This window comes from Candidatus Mycobacterium wuenschmannii (assembly GCF_030252325.1).
Classification (GTDB): Bacteria; Actinomycetota; Actinomycetes; order Mycobacteriales; family Mycobacteriaceae; genus Mycobacterium; species Mycobacterium wuenschmannii.
On the sequence record NZ_CP126981.1, the window covers coordinates 2,864,974 to 2,889,008 of the forward strand.

Here is a 24,035-nt window from a genome sequence, read left to right on the forward strand (position 1 = left end):
ATTTAGTTAGATACCGCGATTTCCCGGGAGTTCCGCGGTGCGGCGTCCGGCGCCCGTGGAATCATGCGAGACATGCTCGACCGCGCCATCGTTGCCGTAGCCGTCGCGGCCGCTGTCCTAGCGCCTGCTCCCCTGGCCCACGCGGATCCGCCCTGCACGGCCGACGGCTGTCCGCACGGTCCGACCAACGGCCCGCCCCCGGCCAACGTCAACAGCCCGTCGTACAAGGACGGCTACAAGAGCGAGCACGACTATTTCGCCACCCCCCAGAACCACGCGTACCTGGCCAGCGAGATGAAGACCGGCTACACCGCCGCGACGGTCTGCCAGCTCGAAATGGGCGGCGGCCCCGCGCCGGCGAGCGCGACGGATTGGGTGGCCGGCTGCGTCGCCGCGCTGCATGATCTGGGGTTCAAGCCATAACCGTGCTGATCACGGCCGCGGAGTTGGCTGCGCTGGTCGACGCCGGGGGTCCTGTGACAATTCTCGACGTCCGCTGGCGCCTCGACCAGCCCGACGGTCACGCCGCCTACCTGCAGGGCCACTTGCCCGGCGCGGTCTACGTCTCGCTCGAAGACGACCTCAGCGACCATGCCGTCGCGGGTCGGGGCCGGCACCCGCTGCCGTCCGGTCACAATCTCGCGGCCGCGGCGCGGCGCTGGGGTCTGCGCCAGGGCGTGCCGACCGTCGTCTACGACGACTGGAATCGTGCCGGTTCGGCGCGGGCGTGGTGGGTGCTCACCGCGGCCGGCATCGCCGATGTCCGCATCCTCGACGGCGGCCTGCCGGCGTGGACTGGTGGACTGTCGACGGGTCCGGTCGACCCGCCACCCGGCGACGTCACCGCACGGCACGACGACCTCTACCGCGGCGCGCTACCGACCCTGACCGCGCAGCAGGTCGGCGACGTCGATCTGCTCGACGCCCGTGCGCCGGAACGCTTCCGGGGCGACGTCGAGCCGATAGATTCGGTCGCGGGCCATATTCCCGGCGCCAAGAATCTGCCGAGCGGCACGGTTCTCGACGGCGACGGCGCCTTCCTCGGGCGCGACGCGATCGCCGGACTGCTCGCCGAGCGCGGCGTCGACGACAGCCGGATCGGTGCGTATTGCGGTTCAGGTGTGACGGCGGCGATCACAGTGGCGGCGTTGGCCTCGGCGGGCTACGACGCGGCGATGTTTCCCGGCTCGTGGTCGCAGTGGAGTTCGGACCCGGCCAATCCGGTGGCGCGCGGCGACGAGTAATCCGGTTCCGCGGAATGAGGTTTGCCTCTCGGCGTCGACGGCAATGCGCTTCGGGAGGTAGGCACGATGGTCGACCATCGCGCCTACTCAGGTCTCGCCGGTTCAGCCGAGAGCTGGTGAGGCCGCTCTAAATATTCCAGCGGTGTGTCACTCTTTTAGTTGTAGTAACGTGCGATCCATGGACACTGACGTCTGGATCCTCGGCGGCTATCAAAGCGACTTCGCCCGAAACCTCACCAAAGAAGGACTCGACTTCGCGGATCTGACCCGCGAGATCGTCGACGCCACCCTCACCGCGGCCAAGGTCGACGCCGCCGACATCGTCGTCATCCACGTCGCCAACGCATTCGGTGAGATGTTCGCCGAGCAGGGCCACCTCGGCGCGATGCCCGCGACCGTCTGCGACGGGCTGTGGGACACCCCCGCATCGCGACACGAGGCGGCTTGCGCCTCGGGCAGCATCGCCACCCTCGCCGCAATGGCCGACCTGCGGGCCGGCAACTACGACACCGCCCTGGTGCTCGGCGTCGAACTGGAGAAGACGGTGCCCGGCGACACCGCCGCGCGGCACCTCGGCGCCGCGGCGTGGACCGGGCACGAAGGCGCCGACGCGAAGTTCCTCTGGCCGTCGATGTTCGCCACCGTCGCCGACGAATACGACCGCCGCTACGGCATCGACGAGACCCACCTGCGGGCCGTCGCCCAGCTCAACTTCGGCAACGCCCGGCGAAACCCCAACGCACAGACCAGAGAATGGAAAGTCCCCGACCCGATCACCGATGACGCCGAGACCAACCCGCCCATCGAGGGCCGGCTACGGCGATTCGACTGCAGCCAGATGACCGACGGCGGCGCCGGAGTCGTCCTGGTCACCGACAAGTACCTGCGCGAGCATCCGACCGCGCGGCCGATTGCCCGCATCGCGGGCTGGGGTCACCGCACCGTTGGACTCGGGCTGCAGCAGAAGCTCGACCGCGCGGCGGACGATCCGTACGTGATGCCGCATGTACGCGCGGCGGTGCTCGACGCGTTGCGCCGTGCCGAGGCCAACCTCGACGACCTGCACGGCATCGAGGTGCACGACTGCTTCACTCCCAGTGAGTATTTGGCGATCGACCACATCGGCCTCACCGGGCCGGGCGAGTCGTGGAAGGCGATCGAGAACGGCGAGATCGAGATCGGCGGACGGCTGCCGGTCAACCCCAGCGGCGGCCTGATCGGCGGCGGCCACCCGGTCGGCGCGTCGGGCATCCGGATGCTCGTCGACGCCGCCAAACAGGTCAGCGGCGCGGCCGGCGACTACCAGGTCGAAAATGCGAAAACCTTTGGCACGCTGAACTTCGGCGGCAGCACCGCGACCACGGTCAGCTTCGTCGTCAACGAGGTGAACTGATGGATGTCGAGGTTGTCGCCAAGTATCTGTCCACCCTGCCCGAGGACGACGACCACCCGTACCGGACCGGCCCGTGGCGGCCGCAGACCAATGAGTGGGATGCCGACGACCTGGTCGCCGTCGAAGGAGAGATCCCCCGCGACCTCGACGGCGTCTACCTGCGCAACACCGAGAATCCGTTACACCCGGCGCTCAAGACATATCATCCGTTCGACGGCGACGGCATGCTGCACATCGTCGGCTTCCGCGATGGAAAAGCGTTCTACCGCAACCGCTTTGTCCGCACCGACGGGTTTCTCGCCGAGAACGACGCCGGTGAGCCGCTGTGGCCCGGCCTCGCCGAGCCGGTGCAACTGGCCAAGCGCGACGGCGGCTGCGGCGCTCGCACCCGGATGAAGGACGCGTCGAGCACCGACGTGATCGTGCACCGGGGTATCGCGCTGACCAGCTTCTACCAGTGCGGCGACCTGTACCGCGTCGACCCGTTCTCGGCCAACACGCTGGGCAAGGAGAGCTGGAACGGAGGCTTCCCGGTCGAGTGGGGGGTGTCCGCGCATCCGAAGGTCGACCCGAAAACCGGTGAGCTGCTGTTCTTCAACTACAGCAAGCAGGCACCGTACATGCACTACGGCGTCGTCGACGAGAACAACGACTTGGCGCACTACGTCGACATTCCGCTGCCCGGCCCGCGACTGCCGCACGACATGGCATTCACCGAAAACTACGCGATCCTCAACGATTTCCCGCTGTTCTGGGATCCGGAGCTACTCCAGCACGACGTCCATGTGCCGCGGTTCTACCCGGACATGCCCTCGCGCTTCGCTGTGGTGCCGCGACACGGCAGCAGCGGCGAGATTCGCTGGTTCGAGGCCGACCCGACGTTCGTGCTGCATTTCACGAATGCCTACGAAGACGGTGACTGGATCGTGCTGGACGGATTCTACGAAGGTGATCCGCAGCCCGCCGACACCGGTGGCAACAAGTGGGACAAGCTGTTTCGCTTTCTCGCGCTCGACCGGATGCAGGCCCGCCTGCACCGGTGGCGGTTCAACCTGGTTACCGGCGAGGTCAAGGAAGAGCAGTTGTCGGAGTCGATCACCGAGTTCGGCACGATCAACCCGGACTACGCCGCGAGCAGCTACCGCTACACCTACGCCGCGACCGGCAAGCCGGGCTGGTTCCTATTCGACGGACTGGTCAAGCACGACCTGCGCACCGGCGGCGAGCAGCACTACCAGTTCGCCGACGGGGTCTTCGGCAGCGAGGCCGCGATGGCACCGCGGCCCAACGCCACCGCCGAGGACGACGGGTACCTGATCACGCTGACCACCGACATGGATGCCGACGCCTCCTACTGCGTGATCTTCGATGCCGCCCGGTTCAGCGACGGGCCGGTGTGCAAAGTTGCTCTGCCGGAACGGATTTCCAGCGGGACGCACGCCACCTGGGCGCCCGGTTCGCAGTTGCGCCGCTGGCATGACGTCTGAGCCGACCACCCTGGCGTCCGGCGGCACCAATGCGGTCGGCCGCATCATGGGACTGCTCGGCGACGAGTGGACGCTGCTGATCGTCCAGCAGGCCCTGCTCGGCGCGACCCGCTACGGCGAATTCATGCAGCGCCTACCGATCTCGAATACCGTGCTGGCCAACCGGTTACGCGTGTTGGTCGACAACGGCCTGCTGGACCGGGTCGAGTATCAGACCCGTCCGGTGCGGGCCGAATACCTGATCACCCAGCGCGGCCGGGCGTTCTGGCCGGTGCTGCTGTCGATCTGGGAGTGGGAACGACGCTGGGTGCCCGAGCATGCCCACCGGCTACCGGGGATGCGGCACACGGAGTGCGGCGGCGCCTTCGCGCCGACGTTGACCTGCCGGGCCTGCGGCGAAGCGGTGACCGAGAAGGAGGTGTCGGCACGCTGGGGCCCGAGCGGATCGTGGCCGCGCTCGGTACCGGACGGGTCGACCCGTCGCCGGTCGGGCGCCGGCCAGGCCGGCCTGTTTCCGGAGACTATGAGCGTCTTCGGAAACCGTTGGGCCGCTGCGTTGTTGGTGTGCGCATTCCTCGGCACCAGCCGCTTCTCCGACTTCCAGACCCAGCTCGGGGCCCCGCCGTCGCTGCTGTCGGACCGGTTGCAGACGTTCTGCGCAAACGGCGTGCTGTGCACGTCGCGGGAGGCCAACTACCGGCTCACCGAGAAGGGCCGGGCGTTCTTCCCGGTCATCATCGCCGCTCTGCAATGCGGACAGCACTGGTTCCACGCACCCGAGGGCCCGGCCGTGTTGCTCACCCACGTCGGGTGCGGCAAACCCTTTGTCGGGCAACTCACCTGCGATCAGTGCGCGCGACCACTGAAAGGTGCGCACGTCGACGTCGACTAGCGACGCAGCGCGGCCGCCAGCGCCCACAACGAGCACACCAAAGCGGCAACCGCCGCCGCCGCGGCGACGTACAGACCGTAGGCCGCCGATACCGGCGCCTTGACGTTGACCGAGTAGTACCGGACCATCAGCGCCAGCACAACGGCCGAAATAATAAGCGCCGCAATCGATGCCGCGCGCGTCGACAGCCCACGGCCGACCACCGCGCCCGTCACCAACAGCGCCGAGGACAACACGACGACCAGCTGCGCCGTGCCGAATCGATGCTGGACGTGCTGACCGCCGATCGCGGCGGCCCACCGGCCCCCATCGGCGCCCGTCGACAACCAGGGCAGCCAGGCGCTCACGCCCACCGCAACCGCGGCCAGCGCGACCATCCAACCGGGGCGCAGACGGGACATACTGCGACAGTAGCCGCTAGCCCTCCAGCGACGACAGATTGAACCCCGTGCCGGTCGGGTCGGTCACTGCGGCCAGCCGGCCGTAGGGGGTGTCCTCGGCGTCGCGCACCACGGCACCGCCGTGCTCGACGATCACCCGCAGGGTTGCGTCGACATCCTCGGCGCCGAAGAAGGTGGTCCAGGTCGCCGGCGTGCCCTCGGGCAGGAAATTGTCACCGTCCATCACGCCGAGCAACTGCTGATCGCCGAACCAGGCTGTGCTGTAGCGGAATTCGTCGGTGTCGGATTCGACCTCGGTCCGCCAGCCGAAGACCCGGCGGTAGAACTCGAGCGCGCGGGAGAAGTTTCGAGTGGTCAGCTGATGCCACACCGGCGACCCGGCCTCGCCGATCACCTCGAAACCGTGGTGTTCCAGCGGCTGCCAACCCCCGAATACCGCGCCCGACGGATCAGTGGCCAGACTCATGAAACCCTTGGCCGGCACCTCGTGCGGGCCCATGAAAGTGGCTCCGCCGGCCTCGGCCACCGCGGACGTGGTTGCGCCGATGTCACCGGTGCGAAAGTACGTCGACCACCGATCGGGGCTCTGCGACTCCGGGAAGTTGGCCATCAGCCCGGCCACCTGGTGGCCATCCTTGGATGCGTTGACGTATCCGCCGTACTCGGGTCCGGCCGATTCGAACGTCCACCCGAACACGGTGCCGTAGAAGTCTTGCGCGCGTTCCAAATCCGACGTCAACAGGTCGAGCCAGCAGGGAGCGCCGAGCGGCGCGTCGTTACGGGTGGGCACAATGACCTCCTGAGATGACAGGCCCCGATGCGGGGTTCAGCGATAGAGACCGGCGCCGGTGCTAAAACTCATCGCGCGGGTGCGAACACCGTCACGAACTTGCGCAGGGACTCGTTGATGTCGCCCTTCAGCGCAGCGGCGACGATCATTCCGATCGGGCCGAACAGCGCCGGGCCGCCGAGGTGCACATCGAAGCTGACCACCGACTGGTCGCCCTTGGGCTTGACCTTGGCCAGCAGTTTGACCTTGACGCCGCCGACTCCAACCCCGTTGAGCGTCATGGACTCCGGCGGCTTGTAGTGCACGATCGTCCATGTGATCCGGTTGGCCATGCCCTTGACCTCGAGGATCGACTCGATCACCGTGCCCTTTTCCAGGGTGTCGGGCAGCTTGCTGCGCCACACCCGGTGGATGGTCAGCCACTCCTTGTAGCGGGACAAGTCGGACGCGGCCTCCCACGCCTGCTCGGGCGACAGCGGAACGTCGATGGATCCGGAAAGCTTTGCCATGGCGTGCTTCTAGCCCTTCTACTGCGGGGATGCGTCGAGCCGCCACCACGGCTCCAATTCCGTTGGCGCCGTGGGGTCTACCCGTCCGCCCGGTTTGGGCACGGCGACCGTGACACCCGCGGCGTCCGCGGCGGCCAGCAACCGCTCGATCGGTTCGGCCCACGGATGCGGTGCCAGCCGGAAGGTGCACCAGTGGATCGGCACCAGCAGTCCGCCGTGGACGTCCAGGTGTGCCTGCACCGCGTCCTCGGGGTTCATGTGGATGTCCGGCCACTGCTTGTTGTAGGCCCCGACCGGCAGCAGCGTCACGTCGAAAGGTCCATGCTCGGAACCGATGTCGCCGAAGCTCTTGGTGTAGCCGGTGTCGCCGCCGAAGTATGCGCGGTGCGCCGGGCCGATGATCGCCCACGACGCCCACAGCGTCGCATTGCGGTTGAGGAACCGGCCCGAAAAGTGCCGCGCCGGTGTGCAGATCAGTGTCAGCTCGTCGATCTGGGTGCGCTCGTTCCAGTCGAGTTCGACGATGCGCTCGTCGGGAATGCCCCACTCGCGCAGATGTGAACCCACCCCGAGCGGAACCACAAACGGAGCCCACTGCGTGCGGGCCAACCCGATGATCGTGTCGATGTCGAGGTGGTCGTAATGGTCGTGGCTAATGACGATCGCGTCCAGTGCCGGCAACGACTCCAGCGACACCGGCGGCGGATGCAGCCGACCGGGACCGATCACGTCCGACGGCGAACAGCGCTCGCTCCAGACCGGGTCGGTGAGCACGCGGTAGCCGTCGATCTCCAGCAACGCCGTCGCATGTCCGAACCAGCTGACCGCGATCCGGCCGGCGGGGGCGTCGAACGTCCGCGGCTCGGGGGTGATCAACGGGATGTCGGCGACGGGTTTGGCCGCGGCCCGGCCGGTGATCAGCTCCCAGAAGATGTTGCGCTGTTCCTCGGTGTCGAGGTTGAACGAGGCCGGCTCGAGGTTGACGAAAACGCCGTCGTGGAAATTCGGTGAGCGTTCGGCGACCCCGCGAATGTCGCCCGGCTGGGCGCCGAGCGCGGCGGGGGCGCCGTGCAGCGCGCGCAACACCCACCCGCCCGTTGCGAGCGAGACCGTGCCGACTGCAAACCGCAGCGCACCGCGCAGCATCCGACTAGGCCCCCTGGAATTTCGGCGGTCGCTTCTCCACCCGGGCGACCTGCGCTTCGATCACGTCCTGACTGCCCCACGCCTTGTCGAACAGTTCCTTGTGCACCGGCCACTGGTCCTCGTAGGCGCCGTCGTCGTTCAGCACCCGTTTGGCGTGCTGCAGCGCCAGCGGGGCGAGTCCGGCGATTTCCGCGCCCCACGTCTGCGCGTCGGCCAGTGTCCCGATCCGGTTGGCCATCCCGGTGATGAGAGCGTCCTGTGCGGTCAGCTTGTCGGCCGTCAGCAGCATCGCCCTGGCACGCCCGTGCCCCACCAGTGAAGACAATCTGCGGATGCTCCAATTGTCCAGCGCCAGGCCATATTTCGAGGTCGGAAACTGAAAGAATGCCTCAGGTGCCACGACCCGAAGGTCGCAGATCATCGCGAGTTGCAGGCCGGCGCCGATCGCCGGGCCGTTGATCGCGGCGATGACCGGGACCGGCGTTGCGTCGATCGCCAGGTTCATCGCGATCAACCGGTCGGGGTAGTCGGCGGCGAACGCGTCGCCGCTGAGGTCGGCGCCGGCGCAGAACACCGTGCCCTGCCCGGTCAGCACAACGACCTTGACGTCCTCGCCTGCGGCCTGCTCAATGGCCTGCCGCAACTCCTCGGCGAGTTGGGAATTGAGCGCGTTGCGCCGTTCAGGACGCTGCAACTCAATGGTCAACACGTCGCCGACGCGGGTCACACCGATCATGCGGGTAAGCCTAGTAAGGGAGCCGGCGGCCGGTAGATCCGCGGTGGCAAGATGGTCAATCGTGAGACGACCTAACTTTTTGGTTATCGTGGCGGACGACCTCGGCTTCTCCGACATCGGCGCATTCGGCAGCGAAATCGAGACGCCGAATCTGGACCGGTTGGCCCACGCCGGCATCCGGTTCACCGACTTCCATTCGGCGCCGGCCTGCTCCCCCACCCGGTCGATGCTGCTGACGGGAACCGATCACCACATCGCCGGCATCGGCACCATGCTGGAGGTCACGCCCCCAGGGTTCACACCCCCGCCGGGCTACGAGGGCTACCTGAACGACCGCGTCGTGGCGCTGCCCGAACTGCTCCGCGACGCCGGCTACCACACGCTGATGGCGGGCAAGTGGCATCTCGGCAGAACCCTCGACCGGACGCCGTCGGCCCGCGGCTTCGACCGGTCTTTCGCGCTATTGCCCGGTGGCGCAAGCCATTACGGGGTCGTGCCCGGCGACCTGTTGCCGGCCATGTCGCTGTACGCCGAGGACGGCCGGTTCGTCTCGGTCGACGACGACTTCTACTCGTCGGACTTCTACGCCGACACCATGCTGCGCTACCTCCGCGAGCGTCCGGCCGACGACGACCGGCCCTTCTTCGCGTACCTGCCCTTCCAGGCGCCGCACTGGCCGCTGCAGGCGCCCGCGGAGACGATCGCCAAGTACCGCGGCCGCTACGACGCCGGCCCAGACGCGCTGCGCGACGAGCGGCTGGCCGCGCTCAAGCGGCTCGGGCTGTGCGCCGAGGACGTCGTCCCGCACCCGGTGGTCCCCGACGGCGAGCCGGAGTGGTCCGAGATGACCGACGAGCAGCGCGCGTTCTCGGCCCGGACCATGGAGATCTACGCCGCGATGGTCGACCGGATGGACCACAACATCGGCAAGGTGCTCGACTACCTCACGGAGACAGGCGAACTCGACAACACCGTCGTGGTCTTCATGTCCGACAACGGCGCCGAGGGCGCGATCGTCGAGGCCATGCCGATCCTCGGGGGCATGATCGCCGCCGAGATCGAACGGAACCTGGACAACAGCCTCGACAACATCGGTAACCCCAATTCGTTCATCTGGTACGGACCGCGCTGGGCCCAAGCCGCGACGGCGCCGTCGCGACTGCACAAGGCGTTCACCACCGAGGGCGGCATCCGCGTCGTCGGGTTCGCCACCTGGCCGGGCTTCGATCGGCAACAGCAGATCGGCACCGCATTCAGCACCGTCATGGACATCGCCCCGACATTCCTCGAACTCGCCGGAGTCACGCACCCGGGTACCGAGTACCGGGGCCGCGAGATCGCGCCGATGCGCGGCCGGTCGCTGCTGCCCTACCTGTCGGGCGAGTCCGAGGCCGTGCACGACGACACCACCGGGACCGGATGGGAGTTGTTCGGCCGCCGGGCTATTCGCCAAGGCGACTGGAAGGCCGTACACCTGCCCGAGCCATACGGACCGGGTGACTGGCAGCTCTACGACCTGTCCGCCGACCGCGGCGAGATCAACGACCTCGCCGCCACGCATCCCGACAAGCTCGCCGAATTGCTGCAGCAGTGGGACCGCTATGTGGAGGACACCGGAGTCGTCCTGGACCCCCTGTCGTTCTTCGAGGCACCGGCCGAGTGAAGCGGATCGGGACCGCCCAACTGCGCGAGGCCGTGCTCGACGAGGGCTCGTTCGTCAGCTGGGACACCGAACCGCTGGCGATCCCGATGAGCGAGTCCTACACCCGCGAGCTGGCCGAGGCCCGCGCGTCCAGCGGCTACGACGAGTCGGTGCTGACCGGCGAAGGCCGGGTGCTCGGCCGCCGGGTCGCCGTGGTGGTCTGCGAGTTCGATTTCCTGGCCGGCTCGATCGGCGTCGCGGCGGCCGAACGGATCACCGCCGCGATCCAGCGCGCCACCGCCGAGCGGCTGCCGCTGCTGGCCTCCCCGAGTTCCGGCGGCACCCGCATGCAGGAGGGCACCGTCGCGTTCCTGCAAATGGTCAAGATCGCCGCGGCGGTGACCCTGCACAAGCGGGCCCACCTGCCCTACCTCGTCTACCTGCGCCATCCGACCACCGGCGGGGTGTTCGCGTCGTGGGGGTCGCTCGGCCACGTGACAATCGCCCAGCCGGGCGCGCTGATCGGCTTCCTCGGGCCGCGGGTCTACGAACAGCTCTACGGCGAGCCGTTTCCGTCCGGCGTACAGACCGCGGAGAACCTGCAGCGGCACGGGGTGATCGACGCGGTCGTGCCGATCGAGGAACTGCGCGTCATCCTGGACCGGACGCTGACCGTCGTCGCCGACGAGGCCGGGCCGGCGCCCGACAGGCCGGCGCGGGAGTCGCTGCCCGACATCGCGGCCTGGGACTCGGTGCTGGCGTCGCGGCGGCCGGACCGCCCGGGGGTCGCGCACCTGCTGCGGCACGGCTGCACCGACCAGGTGCTGCTGTCTGGCACCGGGCAGGGCGAGGCGGCGACGATGCTGCTGGCGCTGGCCCGCTTCGGCGGCCAGCCCGCGGTGCTGCTGGGCCAGCAACGGGTGACAGGCGGGCTGGTCGGGCCCGCCGCGCTGCGCGAGGCCCGCCGCGGCATGACGCTGGCCGCCGGGCTGAAGTTGCCGCTGGTGCTGGTAATCGACACGGCCGGTCCGGCGCTGTCGGCCGAGGCCGAGGAGGGCGGGTTGGCCGGCGAGATCGCCCACTGCCTGTCCGAGCTGGTCACCCTCGACACCCCGACGGTTTCCGTGCTACTCGGCCAAGGCAGCGGTGGGCCGGCACTGGCGATGGTGCCCGCCGACCGGGTGCTGGCCGCGCTGCACGGCTGGCTCGCCCCGTTGCCGCCGGAGGGGGCCAGCGCGATCGTTTTCCGCGACACCGACCACGCCCCGGAACTGTCCGCGGCGCAGGGCGTCCGGTCCACCGACCTGCTTGCCTCGGGCATCGTCGACGCCGTCGTGCCCGAGCATCCCGACGCCGCCGACGAGCCGGTCGAGTTCGCCACCCGGCTGTCGGCGGCCATCGCCGTCGAACTCGACGGCTTGCGCGGCATCCCCGACGCCGACCGGCTGGCCACCCGGCTGCGGCGTTACCGCGACATCGGCTTGCCCTGAGCTCTTTGGGCATGGCCCGGCGGGGGTTCCCACAGGTACGGGCGTCGATCAGGCATCATGGGCGGCATGGACGCTGGTGGGACCTCGCCCCGTGTTTTGGTTGTCGACGACGACTCTGACGTGCTCGCCTCGTTGGAGCGCGGCCTGCGGTTGTCCGGCTTCGAAGTATCGACCGCGGTCGACGGCGCCGAAGCGCTGCGCAGCGCCACCGAAACCCGGCCGGACGCGATCGTGCTCGACATCAACATGCCGGTGCTCGACGGGGTGAGCGTGGTGACCGCGCTGCGCGCGATGGACAACGACGTTCCGGTCTGCGTGCTCTCCGCGCGCAGCTCCGTCGACGACCGGGTGGCGGGCCTGGAAGCGGGCGCCGACGACTATCTGGTCAAGCCGTTCGTGCTGGCCGAGCTGGTGGCCCGAGTGCGGGCGCTGTTGCGCCGCAAGGGCTCGACCCCGTCGACGTCATCGGAGACCATCGCCGTCGGTCCGCTCGAGGTCGACATCCCCGGCCGCCGGGCCCGGGTCAACGGCGTCGACGTCGACCTGACCAAGCGCGAGTTCGACCTGCTGGCCGTGCTGGCCGAGCACAAGACGGCGGTGTTGTCGCGTGCCCAGCTGCTGGAGCTGGTGTGGGGCTACGACTTCGCCGCCGACACCAACGTCGTCGACGTGTTCATCGGCTACCTGCGCCGCAAACTGGAAGCCGGCGGCGGTCCGCGCCTGCTGCACACGGTCCGCGGCGTGGGATTCGTACTGCGCATGCAGTGAGGGACAGACCATGAATTTTCTGTCGAGAATCCTGACCCGCACGCCCTCGCTGCGCGCCCGCGTCGTGGTGGCCACGGTCATCGGTGCGGCCATCCCGGTACTGATCGTCGGCGTCGTCGTGTGGTTCGGCATCACCAACGACCGCAAGGAGCGCCTCGACCGTCGTCTCGACGAGGCGGCTGGTTTCGCGATCCCGTTCCTGCCCCGCGGGTTGGGTCAGATTCCGAAGTCACCCAGCGACCAGGACGCGGTCATCACCGTCCGCCACGTCAACGGCACGGTCACGTCGAACACCACCGTGACGCTGCCGCAGCTGCCGGCCGGTTACGCCGACACCTACATCAACGGAGTGCGGTACCGGATCCGCACGGTGAACATCCCCGAGCCGCACCCGATGCTGGTAGAGGTCGGCGCCACCTACGACGCGACCGTCGCCGACACCAACAACCTGCATCGCCGGGTGCTGTTGATCTGTCTGTTCTCGATCGCGGCCGCGGCCGTATTCGCTTGGCTGCTGGCCACTTTCGCGGTGCGACCGTTCAAGCGGCTGGCGCAGCAGACCCGCTCGATCAACGCGGGTGACGAGAATCCGCAAGTGCGGGTACGCGGCGCCAGCGAGGCCGTCGAGATCGCCGAGGCCATGCGCGGCATGCTGCAGCGGATCTGGGACGAGCAGAACCGCACGCTCGAGGCGCTGGCGTCGGCGCGCGACTTCGCGGCGGTGTCGTCGCACGAGTTGCGCACGCCGCTGACCGCGATGCGCACCAACCTCGAGGTACTGGCCACCCTGGACCTCCCCGACGAGCAGCGCAAAGAGGTGCTCAGCGACGTCATCCGCACCCAATCACGAATCGAGGCAACGCTTTCCGCGCTGGAACGGCTGGCCCAGGGTGAGCTGTCGACGTCGGAGGACCACGTCCCCGTCGACATCACCGAGCTACTCGACCGGGCGGCCCATGACGCCATGCGGATCTACCCGGACCTCGACGTGTCCCTGGTGCCGTCGCCGACGTGCATCATCGTCGGGCTGCCGGCGGGCCTGCGCCTCGCGGTCGACAACGCGATCGCCAACGCCGTCAAACACGGTGGCGCGACGAGGGTCCAGTTATCGGCGGTCAGCTCGCGGGCCGGCGTGGAGATCTGCGTCGACGACAACGGCAGCGGTCTACCCGAGTCCGAACGCCAGGTGGTGTTCGAGCGGTTCTCCCGCGGCTCGACCGCGTCGCACTCCGGCTCCGGGCTCGGCCTGGCCCTGGTGGCCCAGCAGGCGCACCTGCACGGCGGCGTGGCATCGCTGCAGGAGAGCCCGCTCGGCGGCGCCCGCCTGCAGCTGCAGTTGCCTCCGCCGAGCTGACGTCCTAGCGGGTGCCGAGCAGGTCGATGACGAAGATCAGCGTCTTGCCCGACAGCTGGTGCCCGCCGCCCGCTGGGCCGTAGGCCTGCTCCGGCGGGACGATCAGTTGACGGCGTCCGCCGACCTTCATGCCCGGGATCCCGTCCTGCCAGCCCTGGATCAGGCCCTGCAGCGGGAACGAGATGGATTGGCCACGGCCCCAGGAGCTGTCGAACTCCTCGCCGGACTCGTAGTCGACGCCGACGTAGTGCACCTCGACGGTGCCGCCCGGCTTGGCTTCGGCGCCGTCGCCGACCGTCAGGTCTTCGATCACGAGTTGGGCCGGCGCGGGGCCGTCGGGAAACTGAATCTCAGGTTTGCTTGACACAAGGGTGACCCTAGTCGGGCAGACTCAAGGCGTGACAACCGACAATGACGCTCTGTCGCGCATCAACGAACTCGTCGCCGAGGAAAAGGCTCTGCGCGAGCAGTTGCAGCACGGCGAGATCAGCGAGTCCGAGGAGCACAAGCGCCTGCGCCATCTCGAGATCCAACTCGACCAGTGTTGGGATCTGCTGCGGCAGCGCCGTGCGTTGCGCGAGACCGGCGGCAATCCGGCCGACGCCGCGGTGCGCCCCGAGGGCGAGGTCGAGGGCTACCTGGGCTGAGCGATGGCAGCGCGGGAGTTCGACGCGGTCATCGTCGGCGGCGGACACAACGGCCTGGTCGCCGCGGCCTACCTGTCCCGGGCTGGCCGGCGGGTGCTGCTGCTGGAACGGCTGGGGCAGGTCGGCGGGGCCGCGGTGTCGGCACGGCTGTTCGACGGTGTCGACGCGAGGCTGTCCCGGTACGCCTATCTAGTGAGCCTGCTGCCGCCGCGCATCCTCGCCGACCTCGGCGCGTCGGTGCGACTGGCGCCGCGGGCGTACTCCTCGTACACCCCCGACCCCGCCACGGCCGGGCGCACCGGCCTGTTGGTCGGACGGGAGTCGACCTTCGGCGCGATCGGCGCCTCGGCAGACGAGCGGGCCTTCGCCGAGTTCTACCGCCGCTGCCAGCGGGTCACGCAGCCGCTGTGGCCGACGCTGCTGGAGCCACTGCGCACCCGCTCGCAGGCCCGCGCCCTGATCGGTGACTTCTGGCGGGAGATGATCGAGTGGCCGATAAGTGCCGCTATCACAACGGCTTTCGGCAACGACGTGGTGCGGGGCGTCGTGGCGACTGATGCGCTGATCGGTACCTTCGCCCGACTGGACGACCCGTCGTTGCACCAGAACGTCTGCTTTCTCTACCACTTGCTTGGAGGCGGCGACGGCGGCTGGCACGTCCCGGTCGGCGGCATGGGCGCGGTCAGCACGGCACTGGCGGAGGCTGCGTCGGGGGCCGAGATCGTCACCGGCGCAGAGGTTTACGCCATCGATCCGAGCGGCGAGGTGCGCTACCGGCACCGGGACGGCGAGAGCGTCGCGCGGGGCCGTTTCGTGCTGTCCGGCGTCACCCCGACGACACTGGCCGGACTACTCGGCGAGCCCGCACCGCCGTCCGCGCCGGGCGCGCAGGTGAAGGTCAACATGGTGCTCTCGCGGCTACCCCGCCTGCGCGACCCGAACGTCTCCCCCGAGCAGGCATTCGGCGGCACGTTCCACGTCAACGAGACCTGGACGCAACTCGATGCCGCATACCAGCAGGCGGCTAAAAGCGTTCTGCCCCAGCCGCTTCCGTGTGAGATCTACTGCCATTCGCTGGCCGACCCGAGCATCCTGTCACCGGCGCTGCGCGACTCGGGCGCGGCGACACTGACGGTGTTCGGCCTGCACACCCCGCACGCGGTGTTCGATAAAGACGCGCTGACCGAGGCCGTGCTGGCGTCGCTCAATTCGGTTCTGGCCGAGCCGATTGAGGACGTGCTATTAGCTGATGCGCACGGAACGCCCTGCATCGAGACCACCACGACGGCGGACCTGGAGCAGCGCCTCGGCATGACAGGGGGCAACATCTTCCACGGCGGGCTGGCGTGGCCATTCGCCGAGGACGACGAGCCGCTGGACACTCCGGCACGGCGCTGGGGTGTCGCCACCGCGCACGAGCGAATCCTGTTGTGCGGCGCGGGCGCACGCCGCGGCGGGGCGGTCTCCGGGATCGGCGGCCACAACGCCGCGATGGCGCTGCTCGAAACTCGCTAGCTGGTTAGCGCGAGTCGATCGTCGGGTAGTTGCGCTCGGTGTAGCCGGTGTAGATCTGGCGCGGACGGCCGATCTTGCTGGGCTCGCCGTTCATCTCGCGCCAGTGCGCGATCCAGCCGGGCAGCCGGCCGAGGGCGAACAGCACGGTGAACATGCGGGTCGGGAAGCCCAGGGCGCGGTAGATCAGGCCGGTGTAGAAGTCGACGTTCGGGTACAGCTTGCGCTCGACGAAGTAGTCGTCGGTGAGTGCCGCCTCTTCGAGTTCCTTGGCGATGTTCAGCAAGTCGTCGTCGCCGCCGAGCTTCTTCAGGATCTTGTCGGCCTGTTCCTTGACGATGCGGGCGCGCGGGTCGTAGTTCTTGTAGACCCGGTGCCCGAAGCCCATCAGCTTCACGCCCTCTTCTTTGTTCTTCACCTTGCGGACGAACTCGCTGACGCCGTCGCCGCTCTCGCGGATCTGCTCGAGCATCTCGAGCACGGCCTGGTTGGCCCCGCCGTGCAGCGGGCCCCACAGCGCGTTGATACCGCCGGAGATCGAGGTGAACAGGTTGGCCTGCGACGAGCCGACCAGCCGGACCGTCGACGTCGAACAGTTCTGCTCGTGGTCGGCGTGCAGGATGAACAGCATGTCCAGCGCGCGGACGATCTCCGGGTCGGGCTCGTAGGGCTCGGCCGGCAGGCCGAACGTCATCCGCAGGAAGTTCTCCACGAGGTTCAGCTTGTTGTCCGGGTAGAGGAACGGCTGACCCACCGACTTCTTGTACGCGTAGGCCGCGATCGTCGGCAGCTTGGCCAGCAGCCGGATGGTCGACAGGTCGATCTCTTCGGTGTCGGCCGGGTCCAGCGAGTCCGGGTAGTAGGCGCTGAGCGCGTTGACCACGCTGGACAGCACCGGCATCGGGTGCGCGTTGCGCGGGAAGCCGTCGTAGAACCGCTTCAGGTCCTCGTGCAGCATCGTGTGCCGCTGGATCTGCTCGGTGAACTCGGCGAGCTGTTGCTTGTTCGGCAGTTCGCCGTTGATTAGCAAATAGCTGACCTCGATGAAGGTCGACTTCTCGGCGAGCTGCTCGATCGGGTAGCCCCGGTAGCGCAGGATGCCGGCGTCACCGTCGATGTAAGTGATGGCGCTCTTGGTGGACGCCGTGTTGACGAAGCCGTTGTCGAAGGTCGTGTAACCGGTCTTGGACAACAGTGGGCCCAGCGCGATGCCGTCGGCCCCTTCGGTGGCGTGGACGATTTCCAGGTCCAACTCTCCACCCGGGTATTTGAGGGTGGCGGAGTCGTCGGTTGCGGCCACGGGAACCCCTTTGCGCTTGCGTGTGAATGCTGGCCCGGCTGGTTGCCTATAGCGCAAAGGTAGTCGTTATCGAGACGGCGTGCCTGCCCGGGGGTGAGCTCAGGGTGCGACGCAGATCACGTCGGTGTGCGGGCGGCCCGCCGTGGGCCTCAGTCGGCCGCCAATTGCGCTGCGCGATAACGGATGAAGGCGGGCGCGGCCAGCGCCGCCACCAGCACGCCGACGACGACAAGCGCCCCTCCCCCGGCGGTGGCGGCGGTGGTCCCGACCACAGCGGCCGCGGCCCCGTGCGCGGTGTCGGCCAGCCGGGGCCCGCCGCCGACCACCACGACGAAGACGCCCTGCAGCCGCCCGCGGACGTCGTCGGAGGCGGCCTCCTGCAGCATCGTCGACCGGAACGCCGCCGAGACCAGGTCGGCCGCGCCGCCGAGGGCCAGAAACGCCAGCGCCACCCACAGCAGCGGCCCGGCTCGGCCATGGGCCGCCCCGGCGGCCAGTCCGAAACCGACCATCGACAGACCCCACAGCACGATCGCGACGACCACGGCCAGGCCTTGGCGCCGCACCCGCGGCAGCCATCCCGAGAACACCCCACCGGCCACCGCCCCCGCCGACATGGCCGCGGCCAACAGCGCCATCGTGGTGCCGCCCGCGACCGGCCCACCGAAGCTCTGGTGCGCCATCTGCGGGAACAACGCTCGCGGCATGCCCGCGATCATCGCGATCAGGTCGACCACGAACGACATCAGCACGACGGTGTTGCCGGCCAGGTAGCGAAAGCCGTCGAGCACCGCGGCCGGCCCCCACTGGCCGGAGCCGTCGCGCGACTCCAGCACCGGCATCGGCGCCAGCCGGAACGTCGCCCAGATCGGCGCGACCGTGGTGACGGTGTCGATCAGGTAGAGCGTGGACAGGTCGACCCAGTTGAGCAGCAGACCGGCCAGCAGCGGGCCGACGATCGCCCCGAACTGCGTGACGGTCATGTTCAGCGAGTTGGCCGCCGCCAGCTGCTCGCCGGGCAGCATCCGCGGGATGGCCGCCGACCGGGCGGGCGCGTTGATCGCGAAGAAGATCTGCTGCACGCCCAGCAGGATCAACACCAGCCAGACGTTGTTCAGCGCGAGTGCCGACTGCGCCCACAGCAGCGCCGAGGCCACCGCCAGCCCGCAGGAGGCGATGATCAGCAGCAACCGGCGGTCCATTGCGTCGGCCCAGGCGCCGCCGAGCAGGCCGAACACGACCAGCGGGATCAGCGCGAACAGCCCGGACAGGCCGACATAGGCGGAGTTCTGGGTGAGCGCGTAGATCTGGACAGGAACGGCGAAGACGGTCAGGTTGGCGCCGATGACGGTGACGATTCCCGACGTCCACAGCCGCCGAAAATCGGCGTTCCGCAGTGGCGCGGTGTCGGCGAACAGTTTGCTCAGGGCTGAAGCCGTTCGACGCGGCCGTCCACGACGCGAATCCGGTTGTGCAGCCGGTCTTCTCGGCCCTGCCAGAATTCGATCTCGGCGGGCGCGATGCGGTAGCCGCCCCAATTCGGCGGCACCGGCACCGTGTCGCGGTCGGCGAAGCGTTCCGTCACCTCCGTCAGTTGGTCGACCAGCGCGGCACGAGACGCGATCGGTCGGGACTGGTGCGACGCCCAGGCGCCCAGCTGTGAGCCGCGGGGCCGGTTGTTCCAGTAGGCCTCGGTGGCCTCCGGCTCGACCTTGGTGACCGGCCCACGGATGTGGAACTGCCTGTTCAGCAGGTACCACGGGAAGGTCGCCGACGCGTACGGCGTCTCCGCCAGCTGCTCGCCCTTGGCCGAGTCGTAGTTGCTGAAGAACACGATCCCATCCTCGTCGACACCCTTGCACAGCACCGACCGGCTGACCGGCCGGCCCGCGTCGATCGTGCACAGCACCATCGCGTTCGGCTCGGCCACGCCGCCGCGCTCCGCGTCGCCAATCCAGTTGCGCAGCAGCGCAAGCCAGCCGTCGTCGAGCCAGTCGACGTCGAGGTCAGGGCTGCCGTCGCGCTCCTTGGAGCCGTACTCCTTGCGCATCTTCGCCAGGTGTTCGTTGTCGGGGCCCGCCATCGCGCCAACGCTACCCGCAGCGTTAGTTACCGACCGGTAGCAAGTCACACCCGGACCCGTGGGAGAATTCCGGCATGACTGTCATCTCGGACAAGATCCCGGAGAATTTCGTTGCCGGACTCGAGGGCGTGGTGGCATTTACCACCGAGATCGCCGAGCCTGACAAGGATGGTGGCGCCCTGCGCTACCGCGGTGTCGACATCGAAGACCTCGTGAGCCAGCACGTCACTTTCGGTGACGTCTGGGCTTTGCTGGTGGACGGAAAATTCGGCAACGGGCTGCCGCCCGCCGAGCCCTTCCCGCTGCCGATCCACAGCGGCGACGTCCGCGTCGACGTCCAGGCCGGACTGGCGATGCTGGCCCCGATCTGGGGCTACCAGCCGCTGCTCGACATCGACGACGAGACCGCCCGCGACCAGCTGGCCCGCGCCTCGGTGATGGCGCTGTCGTATGTCGCGCAGTCCGCGCGCGGCATCTACCAGCCGGCCGTGCCGCAGCGCCTGATCGACGAATGCTCAACCGTGACAGCACGTTTCATGACCCGCTGGCAAGGCGAGCCGGACCCCAAGCACGTCGAGGCCGTCGACGCCTACTGGGTGTCGGCCGCCGAGCACGGCATGAACGCCTCGACGTTCACCGCGCGGGTGATCGCCTCGACCGGTGCCGACGTCGCGGCGTCGCTGTCCGGCGCGGTGGGCGCGATGAGCGGCCCGCTGCACGGCGGCGCGCCCGCCCGGGTGCTGCCGATGCTCGAAGAGGCGGAGAAGACCGGTGACGCACGTGGCCTGATCAAGGGCATCCTGGACCGCAAAGAGAAGCTGATGGGCTTCGGCCACCGGGTGTACCGGGCCGAAGACCCCCGCGCCCGCGTCCTGCGGGCCACCGCCAAGCGCCTGGGCGCGCCCCGCTACGAGGTCGCCATGGCCGTCGAGCAGGCCGCGCTGGCCGAGCTGCGAGAGCGGCGACCGGACCGGGCGATCGAGACCAACGTCGAGTTCTGGGCGGCGGTGATCCTCGACTTCGCCGAGGTTCCGCCGAACATGATGCCGGCGATGTTCACCTGCGGCCGGACCGCCGGCTGGTGTGCGCACATCCTCGAGCAGAAGCGGTTGGGCAAGCTGGTCCGCCCGGCGGCGATCTACGTCGGCCCGGGACCGCGCAGCCCCGAGTCGGTCGAGGGTTGGGACAGCGTTCACACGGATTGATTCCGTCGCGACGACTTTCTGTCACACCGGGAGTCAATACTTGCGACACAACCCGTGAGCAAGGAGTCCCCGATGGCAATCGCCGTTGAACCCGCCCTGTCCCCGCACCTGACCGTCGGCGATGCCGCCGCGGCGATCGATTTCTACGTCAAGGCTTTTGGCGCGGAAGAGCTCGTGCGGTTACCCCGGCCAGACGGCAAGATCGTGCACGCCTCGGTGCGGATCAACGGTTTCATGGTCATGCTCAACGACGACTTCCCCGAGATGGCCGACGGTAAGTCACTCACCCCGGTCGCCCTGGGCGGTACTCCGGTGGGCATTCATTTGACCGTGACCGACGTCGACACCTGGTTCCAGCGGGCGCTGGACGCCGGCGCGACCGTGGTCGTTCCGCTCGAGGAGCAGTTCTGGGGCGATCGCTACGGCATGGTCGCGGACCCGTTCGGCCACCACTGGTCATTGGGTCAGCCCGTCAAAGAGGTCAACTACGACGACCTCGCCGCGGCCATGAACGGCTAGGTCAGGTCGGCGAGCTCACGCAGCCGGCCGGTGACCCGGCTGCGCAGCGACGGTGTCGGCGCGTCGGCCGCGGCGGCGAGCATGTCGGTGACCGAGGTGAACTTGGTCCGCGGTCGCTCGGCGGCCTCGCCGCGCGCCACCTCGGCTGCGTCGATCGCCCGCCAGCCGCCGGCGTCGACCATGTCGGGCTGACGCTGGCGGACCAGCTTGTCCAGAGCCGCCGGCTTTCCGACCGGGTCGCGCAGCAGGCCGGCGTTGTAGTCATCGACCAGTCGCTGCACGGTCTGCGCCGCGCATGACTTGTTGGTGCCGATGAAGCCGGTCGGCCCGCGTTTGATCCAGCCCGCGACGTACGCGCCGTCGGCCTGCTCAACGCGACCGCCGTCGTTGGGCACCACGCCCGCCTTGTCGTCGAACGGCAGGCCCTTGATGGCCTTGCCGTGGTACCCGATGGACGTCAGGACGAGACCGGCGTCGATGGTCTGGACGGCATCCGAATCGGTGACGCCGAACTCCATTCCGGCGGCGCGCCGATCGCCCAGCACCCGCTTTGGAGTCAGGTTGTAGGCGAACCGAATTCGCGGCTTGGACGTGTCGCCCGACGAGGTCTCGAGCCTGCTCAAGACCTCCAGCTTCTGCCGCGTCAGGGTGTCGGTGGTGGTCTCCAGGTCACGCAGTACGGCATCTCGATCCTCTTGAGCGAGAACGACTTCCGAGGTTGCGGTCAGACCGATCAGCTCTGGCAGCGTGAACGCCGAATGCTCGGGTCCGCGCCGGGCGGCGATCACGACTTCACGGACCCGCGACTCGCGCAATGCGGCCAACGCGTGGTCGGCAATGTCGGTGTGCGCCAGCTCGTCCGGGTCTGCGGTCAGCACCCGTGCGACGTCGAGCGCGACGTTTCCGTTGCCGATGACGATGACCCGCTCGTGACTGAGATCGACTGGCAGATCAACGAAGTCGGGGTGGCCGTTGATCCAGGCCACCAATTCGGTCGCGGTGCCGGTGCCGGGCAGATCCATCCCGCCGATGTCCAGCCGCTTGTCGTTCGGCGCGCCCACCGCGTAGATCACGGCGTGGTGGTGCGCGAGCACATCCTCGTGGCTCAGCTGGTTACCCACCTCGACGTTGAGGTAGAACCGGAACTCGCGACGCCGCGCGATCCGGTCGAACAGCTTGGTGACCCGCTTGGTGGTCTGATGGTCGGGCGCCACGCCGGCCCGCACCAATCCGTAAGGGGTGGGCAGCTTTTCGAAGACGTTGACCCGCACGCCCTGCTGGGTCAGCAACTCGTCGGCGGCATACATCGCGGCCGGACCCGATCCCACGATCGCGACCGTCAACGGCCCACCGTGCCTGCCGTGCACCTCGGGTGCAGGGATCACCGGCGCCAGCTTCGACGTCGGCGGCAGCTTCGTGTCGGCCGGTCGGGCAGAGTGGACCGGCTCATAGAACAGCGAGTTGAGTTCGATGAACGGCAGTTGCTCCGTCGTCAGTTTCGAGTCGGGCGCGATCGCGCCCACCGGGCACGCGCTGACGCAGGCGCCGCAGTCCACACACGCCACCGGATCGATGTACAGCATTTCGGCGGAAGCGAATTCCGGCTCGTCCGGCGACGGGTGAATGCAGTTCACCGGGCAGGCGTAGACACAGGACCCGTCGCTACAACACGACTGGGTGATGACGTGCGGCATAGGCTCTACGCGGCGACCGTGAGGTGCTCGCGCTGCGGCTCACTGCGGTAGCGCGACGCCTTGCCGTTGATCTTGCAGATTCGCCAGATCAACTTGGCCAGCGGGTTCATCAAACCGGTGTCCGTGCACAGCATCCGGACGTCGCCGAACATGTCGCGCAACATCTGGCGTGACTCGGGGGACTTGAAGAACACCTGCTTGCGAACGTCGCGCGGAATGTCGAATTCCTGCCAGAACGCCTTGGGCGGCACGATGATCGCGGAACACAGCACCCGCATGACGATGGGCACGTAGAGCGAGAGCCAGAAACGCTTGCGTCGCGGCAAGTCTGGAATCCGCTTGCGCAGGTACTCGTGGGCGAACGAGATGTGCCGGGCTTCCTCCGCCACGTGGATCGCCATCACCCGCTCCATGATCGGGTGCAGTTCCTTGCCCTCGCGCAGCACGTTCTTCTGGGTGTGGTCGATCGGCTCCTCGCCGGCCAGGATGCCGAACCAGAACGGAATCGGCAGCGGCCCGGCGACCAGCGGGATGACCGGCTGGATCCACTTGAGCATGCGCGGCATGCCGGGGACATCGGCGCCGATGTGGTTGACCATCTCCTGGAACATCATCGTGTGGTTGCACTCTTCGACCGCCTCGTGCAGGCAGTAGCGGTACTCCGGCGATCCGTTGGGCACCCAGAACGCGTACTCCATCAGGCCGCGGATGAGGATCGACTCGAAGTGCAGTCCGACCTTGGCGACGTTGGCCTGGCGCCACATGCCGATCTGGATCTGACGCTCCCGCGACTGCGCCTGATACCAGGGATGCATGCCCAGCGGGTCGGTCTTGGGAAGAATCCAGCGCGGGTCGTCAGGGATGACCGCGAACTCCGGCGACTTCCAGTCGATGTCGGTGTAGGGGTTGAAGTTACGACGCACTGACCCCTCGGACAGGGTGTTCAGCATGTCGACGTACTTGGCGTCGTCGAAGACGTCCATATTGCGGCGCCACCGGCGGATCATCTTCGTCCTGGCCGGCTTTTGCGCGGTCACTGTCTGAGTCATGCCCGGGCCTCCCCAATGAGGTTTACATTTGGACGTGCTATGTCCAACACAGTACCCAAGGTAATGGGCACTTAACCAGACCCGAATCGCCAATTGTGCCGGATCCGGTGAACATGTGTGCACTGTGACCGCCATCACATCCCGCTCGGATCGTCGACCGGCTGGAAGTCGGCC

The 24,035-nt window shown here is 68.2% G+C and carries 24 protein-coding genes; 13 read left to right on the forward strand and 11 right to left on the reverse strand.

The window, feature by feature from the left end; all coding sequences use genetic code 11:
* Nucleotides 1-63: 63 nt before the first annotated feature.
* The 5 genes from PT015_RS13500 to PT015_RS13520 all read left to right on the forward strand — a co-directional run bounded on the left by PT015_RS13500 (nucleotide 64) and on the right by PT015_RS13520 (nucleotide 5,016).
* Nucleotides 64-423, forward strand: coding sequence for a hypothetical protein (locus tag PT015_RS13500; protein WP_285185118.1), 360 nt, complete (start codon nucleotides 64-66; stop codon nucleotides 421-423).
* Complete coding sequence (locus PT015_RS13505; protein WP_285191100.1) at nucleotides 420-1,244, forward strand: sulfurtransferase; 825 nt, start codon at nucleotides 420-422, stop codon at nucleotides 1,242-1,244. Before PT015_RS13500 ends, PT015_RS13505 begins: the two co-directional genes overlap by 4 nt.
* A 178-nt stretch (nucleotides 1,245-1,422) precedes the next feature.
* A complete protein-coding gene (locus tag PT015_RS13510; RefSeq protein WP_285185119.1) occupies nucleotides 1,423-2,637 on the forward strand; it encodes an acetyl-CoA acetyltransferase in 1,215 nt (404 codons plus the stop codon).
* Nucleotides 2,637-4,124, forward strand: coding sequence for a carotenoid oxygenase family protein (locus PT015_RS13515; RefSeq protein WP_285185120.1), 1,488 nt, complete (start codon nucleotides 2,637-2,639; stop codon nucleotides 4,122-4,124). Before PT015_RS13510 ends, PT015_RS13515 begins: the two co-directional genes overlap by 1 nt.
* The gene (locus PT015_RS13520; protein ID WP_285185122.1) at nucleotides 4,114-5,016 is read left to right on the forward strand and encodes a winged helix-turn-helix transcriptional regulator; all 903 of its coding nucleotides are present in this window, start codon (nucleotides 4,114-4,116) and stop codon (nucleotides 5,014-5,016) included. Before PT015_RS13515 ends, PT015_RS13520 begins: the two co-directional genes overlap by 11 nt.
* On the opposite strand, the gene PT015_RS13525 is transcribed toward PT015_RS13520, so the two are convergent.
* The 5 genes from PT015_RS13525 to PT015_RS13545 form a co-directional block, all read right to left on the reverse strand.
* The gene (locus tag PT015_RS13525) at nucleotides 5,013-5,417 is read right to left on the reverse strand and encodes a hypothetical protein (protein ID WP_285185123.1); all 405 of its coding nucleotides are present in this window, start codon (nucleotides 5,415-5,417) and stop codon (nucleotides 5,013-5,015) included. The two genes, PT015_RS13520 and PT015_RS13525, sit on opposite strands and share 4 nt — an antisense overlap.
* 16 nt (nucleotides 5,418-5,433) lie before the next feature.
* Nucleotides 5,434-6,207, reverse strand: a complete 774-nt coding sequence (locus PT015_RS13530; protein ID WP_285185125.1) for a VOC family protein — start codon at nucleotides 6,205-6,207, stop codon at nucleotides 5,434-5,436.
* Between the two features lie 68 nt (nucleotides 6,208-6,275).
* Nucleotides 6,276-6,716 carry a type II toxin-antitoxin system Rv0910 family toxin gene (locus tag PT015_RS13535; RefSeq protein WP_285185126.1) on the reverse strand — a complete coding sequence of 147 codons (441 nt, stop codon included), beginning with the start codon at nucleotides 6,714-6,716 and terminating at the stop codon, nucleotides 6,276-6,278.
* 18 nt (nucleotides 6,717-6,734) lie between these two features.
* Nucleotides 6,735-7,862 carry an MBL fold metallo-hydrolase gene (locus PT015_RS13540; protein WP_285185127.1) on the reverse strand — a complete coding sequence of 376 codons (1,128 nt, stop codon included), beginning with the start codon at nucleotides 7,860-7,862 and terminating at the stop codon, nucleotides 6,735-6,737.
* A gap of 4 nt (nucleotides 7,863-7,866) precedes the next feature.
* Nucleotides 7,867-8,598: an enoyl-CoA hydratase gene (locus tag PT015_RS13545; RefSeq protein WP_285185128.1), complete on the reverse strand. Its 732-nt coding sequence runs from the start codon at nucleotides 8,596-8,598 to the stop codon at nucleotides 7,867-7,869.
* A 61-nt stretch (nucleotides 8,599-8,659) separates the two neighbouring features.
* Here PT015_RS13545 and PT015_RS13550 point away from each other — a divergent pair, with 61 nt between their 5' ends.
* The 4 genes from PT015_RS13550 to PT015_RS13565 are packed head-to-tail and all read left to right on the forward strand — an operon-like array spanning nucleotide 8,660 to nucleotide 13,852.
* Nucleotides 8,660-10,261: an arylsulfatase gene (locus tag PT015_RS13550; protein ID WP_285185129.1), complete on the forward strand. Its 1,602-nt coding sequence runs from the start codon at nucleotides 8,660-8,662 to the stop codon at nucleotides 10,259-10,261.
* Complete coding sequence (locus tag PT015_RS13555) at nucleotides 10,258-11,730, forward strand: acetyl-coenzyme A carboxylase carboxyl transferase subunits beta/alpha (RefSeq protein WP_285185130.1); 1,473 nt, start codon at nucleotides 10,258-10,260, stop codon at nucleotides 11,728-11,730. Before PT015_RS13550 ends, PT015_RS13555 begins: the two co-directional genes overlap by 4 nt.
* A 57-nt stretch (nucleotides 11,731-11,787) precedes the next feature.
* Nucleotides 11,788-12,498 carry a two-component system response regulator PrrA gene (gene prrA, locus PT015_RS13560; protein ID WP_285185131.1) on the forward strand — a complete coding sequence of 237 codons (711 nt, stop codon included), beginning with the start codon at nucleotides 11,788-11,790 and terminating at the stop codon, nucleotides 12,496-12,498.
* 10 nt (nucleotides 12,499-12,508) lie between these two features.
* The gene (locus PT015_RS13565) at nucleotides 12,509-13,852 is read left to right on the forward strand and encodes a HAMP domain-containing sensor histidine kinase (RefSeq protein WP_285185132.1); all 1,344 of its coding nucleotides are present in this window, start codon (nucleotides 12,509-12,511) and stop codon (nucleotides 13,850-13,852) included.
* Nucleotides 13,853-13,856: 4 nt separating this feature from the next.
* On the opposite strand, the gene PT015_RS13570 is transcribed toward PT015_RS13565, so the two are convergent.
* Nucleotides 13,857-14,219 carry an FKBP-type peptidyl-prolyl cis-trans isomerase gene (locus tag PT015_RS13570; RefSeq protein ID WP_285185133.1) on the reverse strand — a complete coding sequence of 121 codons (363 nt, stop codon included), beginning with the start codon at nucleotides 14,217-14,219 and terminating at the stop codon, nucleotides 13,857-13,859.
* 31 nt (nucleotides 14,220-14,250) lie between these two features.
* Here PT015_RS13570 and PT015_RS13575 point away from each other — a divergent pair, with 31 nt between their 5' ends.
* Nucleotides 14,251-14,499, forward strand: coding sequence for a DUF2630 family protein (locus PT015_RS13575; protein ID WP_285185135.1), 249 nt, complete (start codon nucleotides 14,251-14,253; stop codon nucleotides 14,497-14,499).
* Nucleotides 14,500-14,502: 3 nt separating this feature from the next.
* Complete coding sequence (locus PT015_RS13580) at nucleotides 14,503-16,014, forward strand: phytoene desaturase family protein (RefSeq protein WP_285185137.1); 1,512 nt, start codon at nucleotides 14,503-14,505, stop codon at nucleotides 16,012-16,014.
* A gap of 4 nt (nucleotides 16,015-16,018) precedes the next feature.
* Here PT015_RS13580 and PT015_RS13585 read toward each other — a convergent pair whose 3' ends face one another.
* From PT015_RS13585 to pdxH, 3 genes are all read right to left on the reverse strand, one after another.
* Nucleotides 16,019-17,311 carry a citrate synthase gene (locus PT015_RS13585; protein WP_285185139.1) on the reverse strand — a complete coding sequence of 431 codons (1,293 nt, stop codon included), beginning with the start codon at nucleotides 17,309-17,311 and terminating at the stop codon, nucleotides 16,019-16,021.
* Nucleotides 17,312-17,460: 149 nt separating this feature from the next.
* The gene (locus tag PT015_RS13590) at nucleotides 17,461-18,738 is read right to left on the reverse strand and encodes an MFS transporter (protein ID WP_285191101.1); all 1,278 of its coding nucleotides are present in this window, start codon (nucleotides 18,736-18,738) and stop codon (nucleotides 17,461-17,463) included.
* Complete coding sequence (gene pdxH, locus PT015_RS13595; RefSeq protein WP_285185141.1) at nucleotides 18,735-19,394, reverse strand: pyridoxamine 5'-phosphate oxidase; 660 nt, start codon at nucleotides 19,392-19,394, stop codon at nucleotides 18,735-18,737. The genes PT015_RS13590 and pdxH overlap by 4 nt, the downstream gene beginning before the upstream one ends.
* A 74-nt stretch (nucleotides 19,395-19,468) precedes the next feature.
* On the opposite strand from pdxH, the gene PT015_RS13600 reads away from it, so the two are divergent.
* Together PT015_RS13600 and PT015_RS13605 are read left to right on the forward strand one after the other, a co-directional pair.
* Entirely contained in the window at nucleotides 19,469-20,599 is a 1,131-nt protein-coding gene (locus PT015_RS13600) for a citrate synthase 2 (RefSeq protein ID WP_285185142.1), read from the forward strand.
* Nucleotides 20,600-20,671: 72 nt separating this feature from the next.
* On the forward strand, nucleotides 20,672-21,118 hold the full coding sequence (locus PT015_RS13605; RefSeq protein WP_285185144.1) for a VOC family protein: 447 nt from the start codon (nucleotides 20,672-20,674) through the stop codon (nucleotides 21,116-21,118).
* Here the strand turns inward: PT015_RS13605 and PT015_RS13610 are convergent.
* Entirely contained in the window at nucleotides 21,115-22,812 is a 1,698-nt protein-coding gene (locus PT015_RS13610) for an FAD-dependent oxidoreductase (RefSeq protein WP_285185145.1), read from the reverse strand. The two genes, PT015_RS13605 and PT015_RS13610, sit on opposite strands and share 4 nt — an antisense overlap.
* Nucleotides 22,813-22,817: 5 nt before the next feature.
* Nucleotides 22,818-23,861 (reverse strand): AurF N-oxygenase family protein, encoded by a 1,044-nt coding sequence (locus PT015_RS13615; RefSeq protein WP_285185146.1) that lies wholly within the window; start codon nucleotides 23,859-23,861, stop codon nucleotides 22,818-22,820.
* Nucleotides 23,862-24,035: the final 174 nt, after the last annotated feature.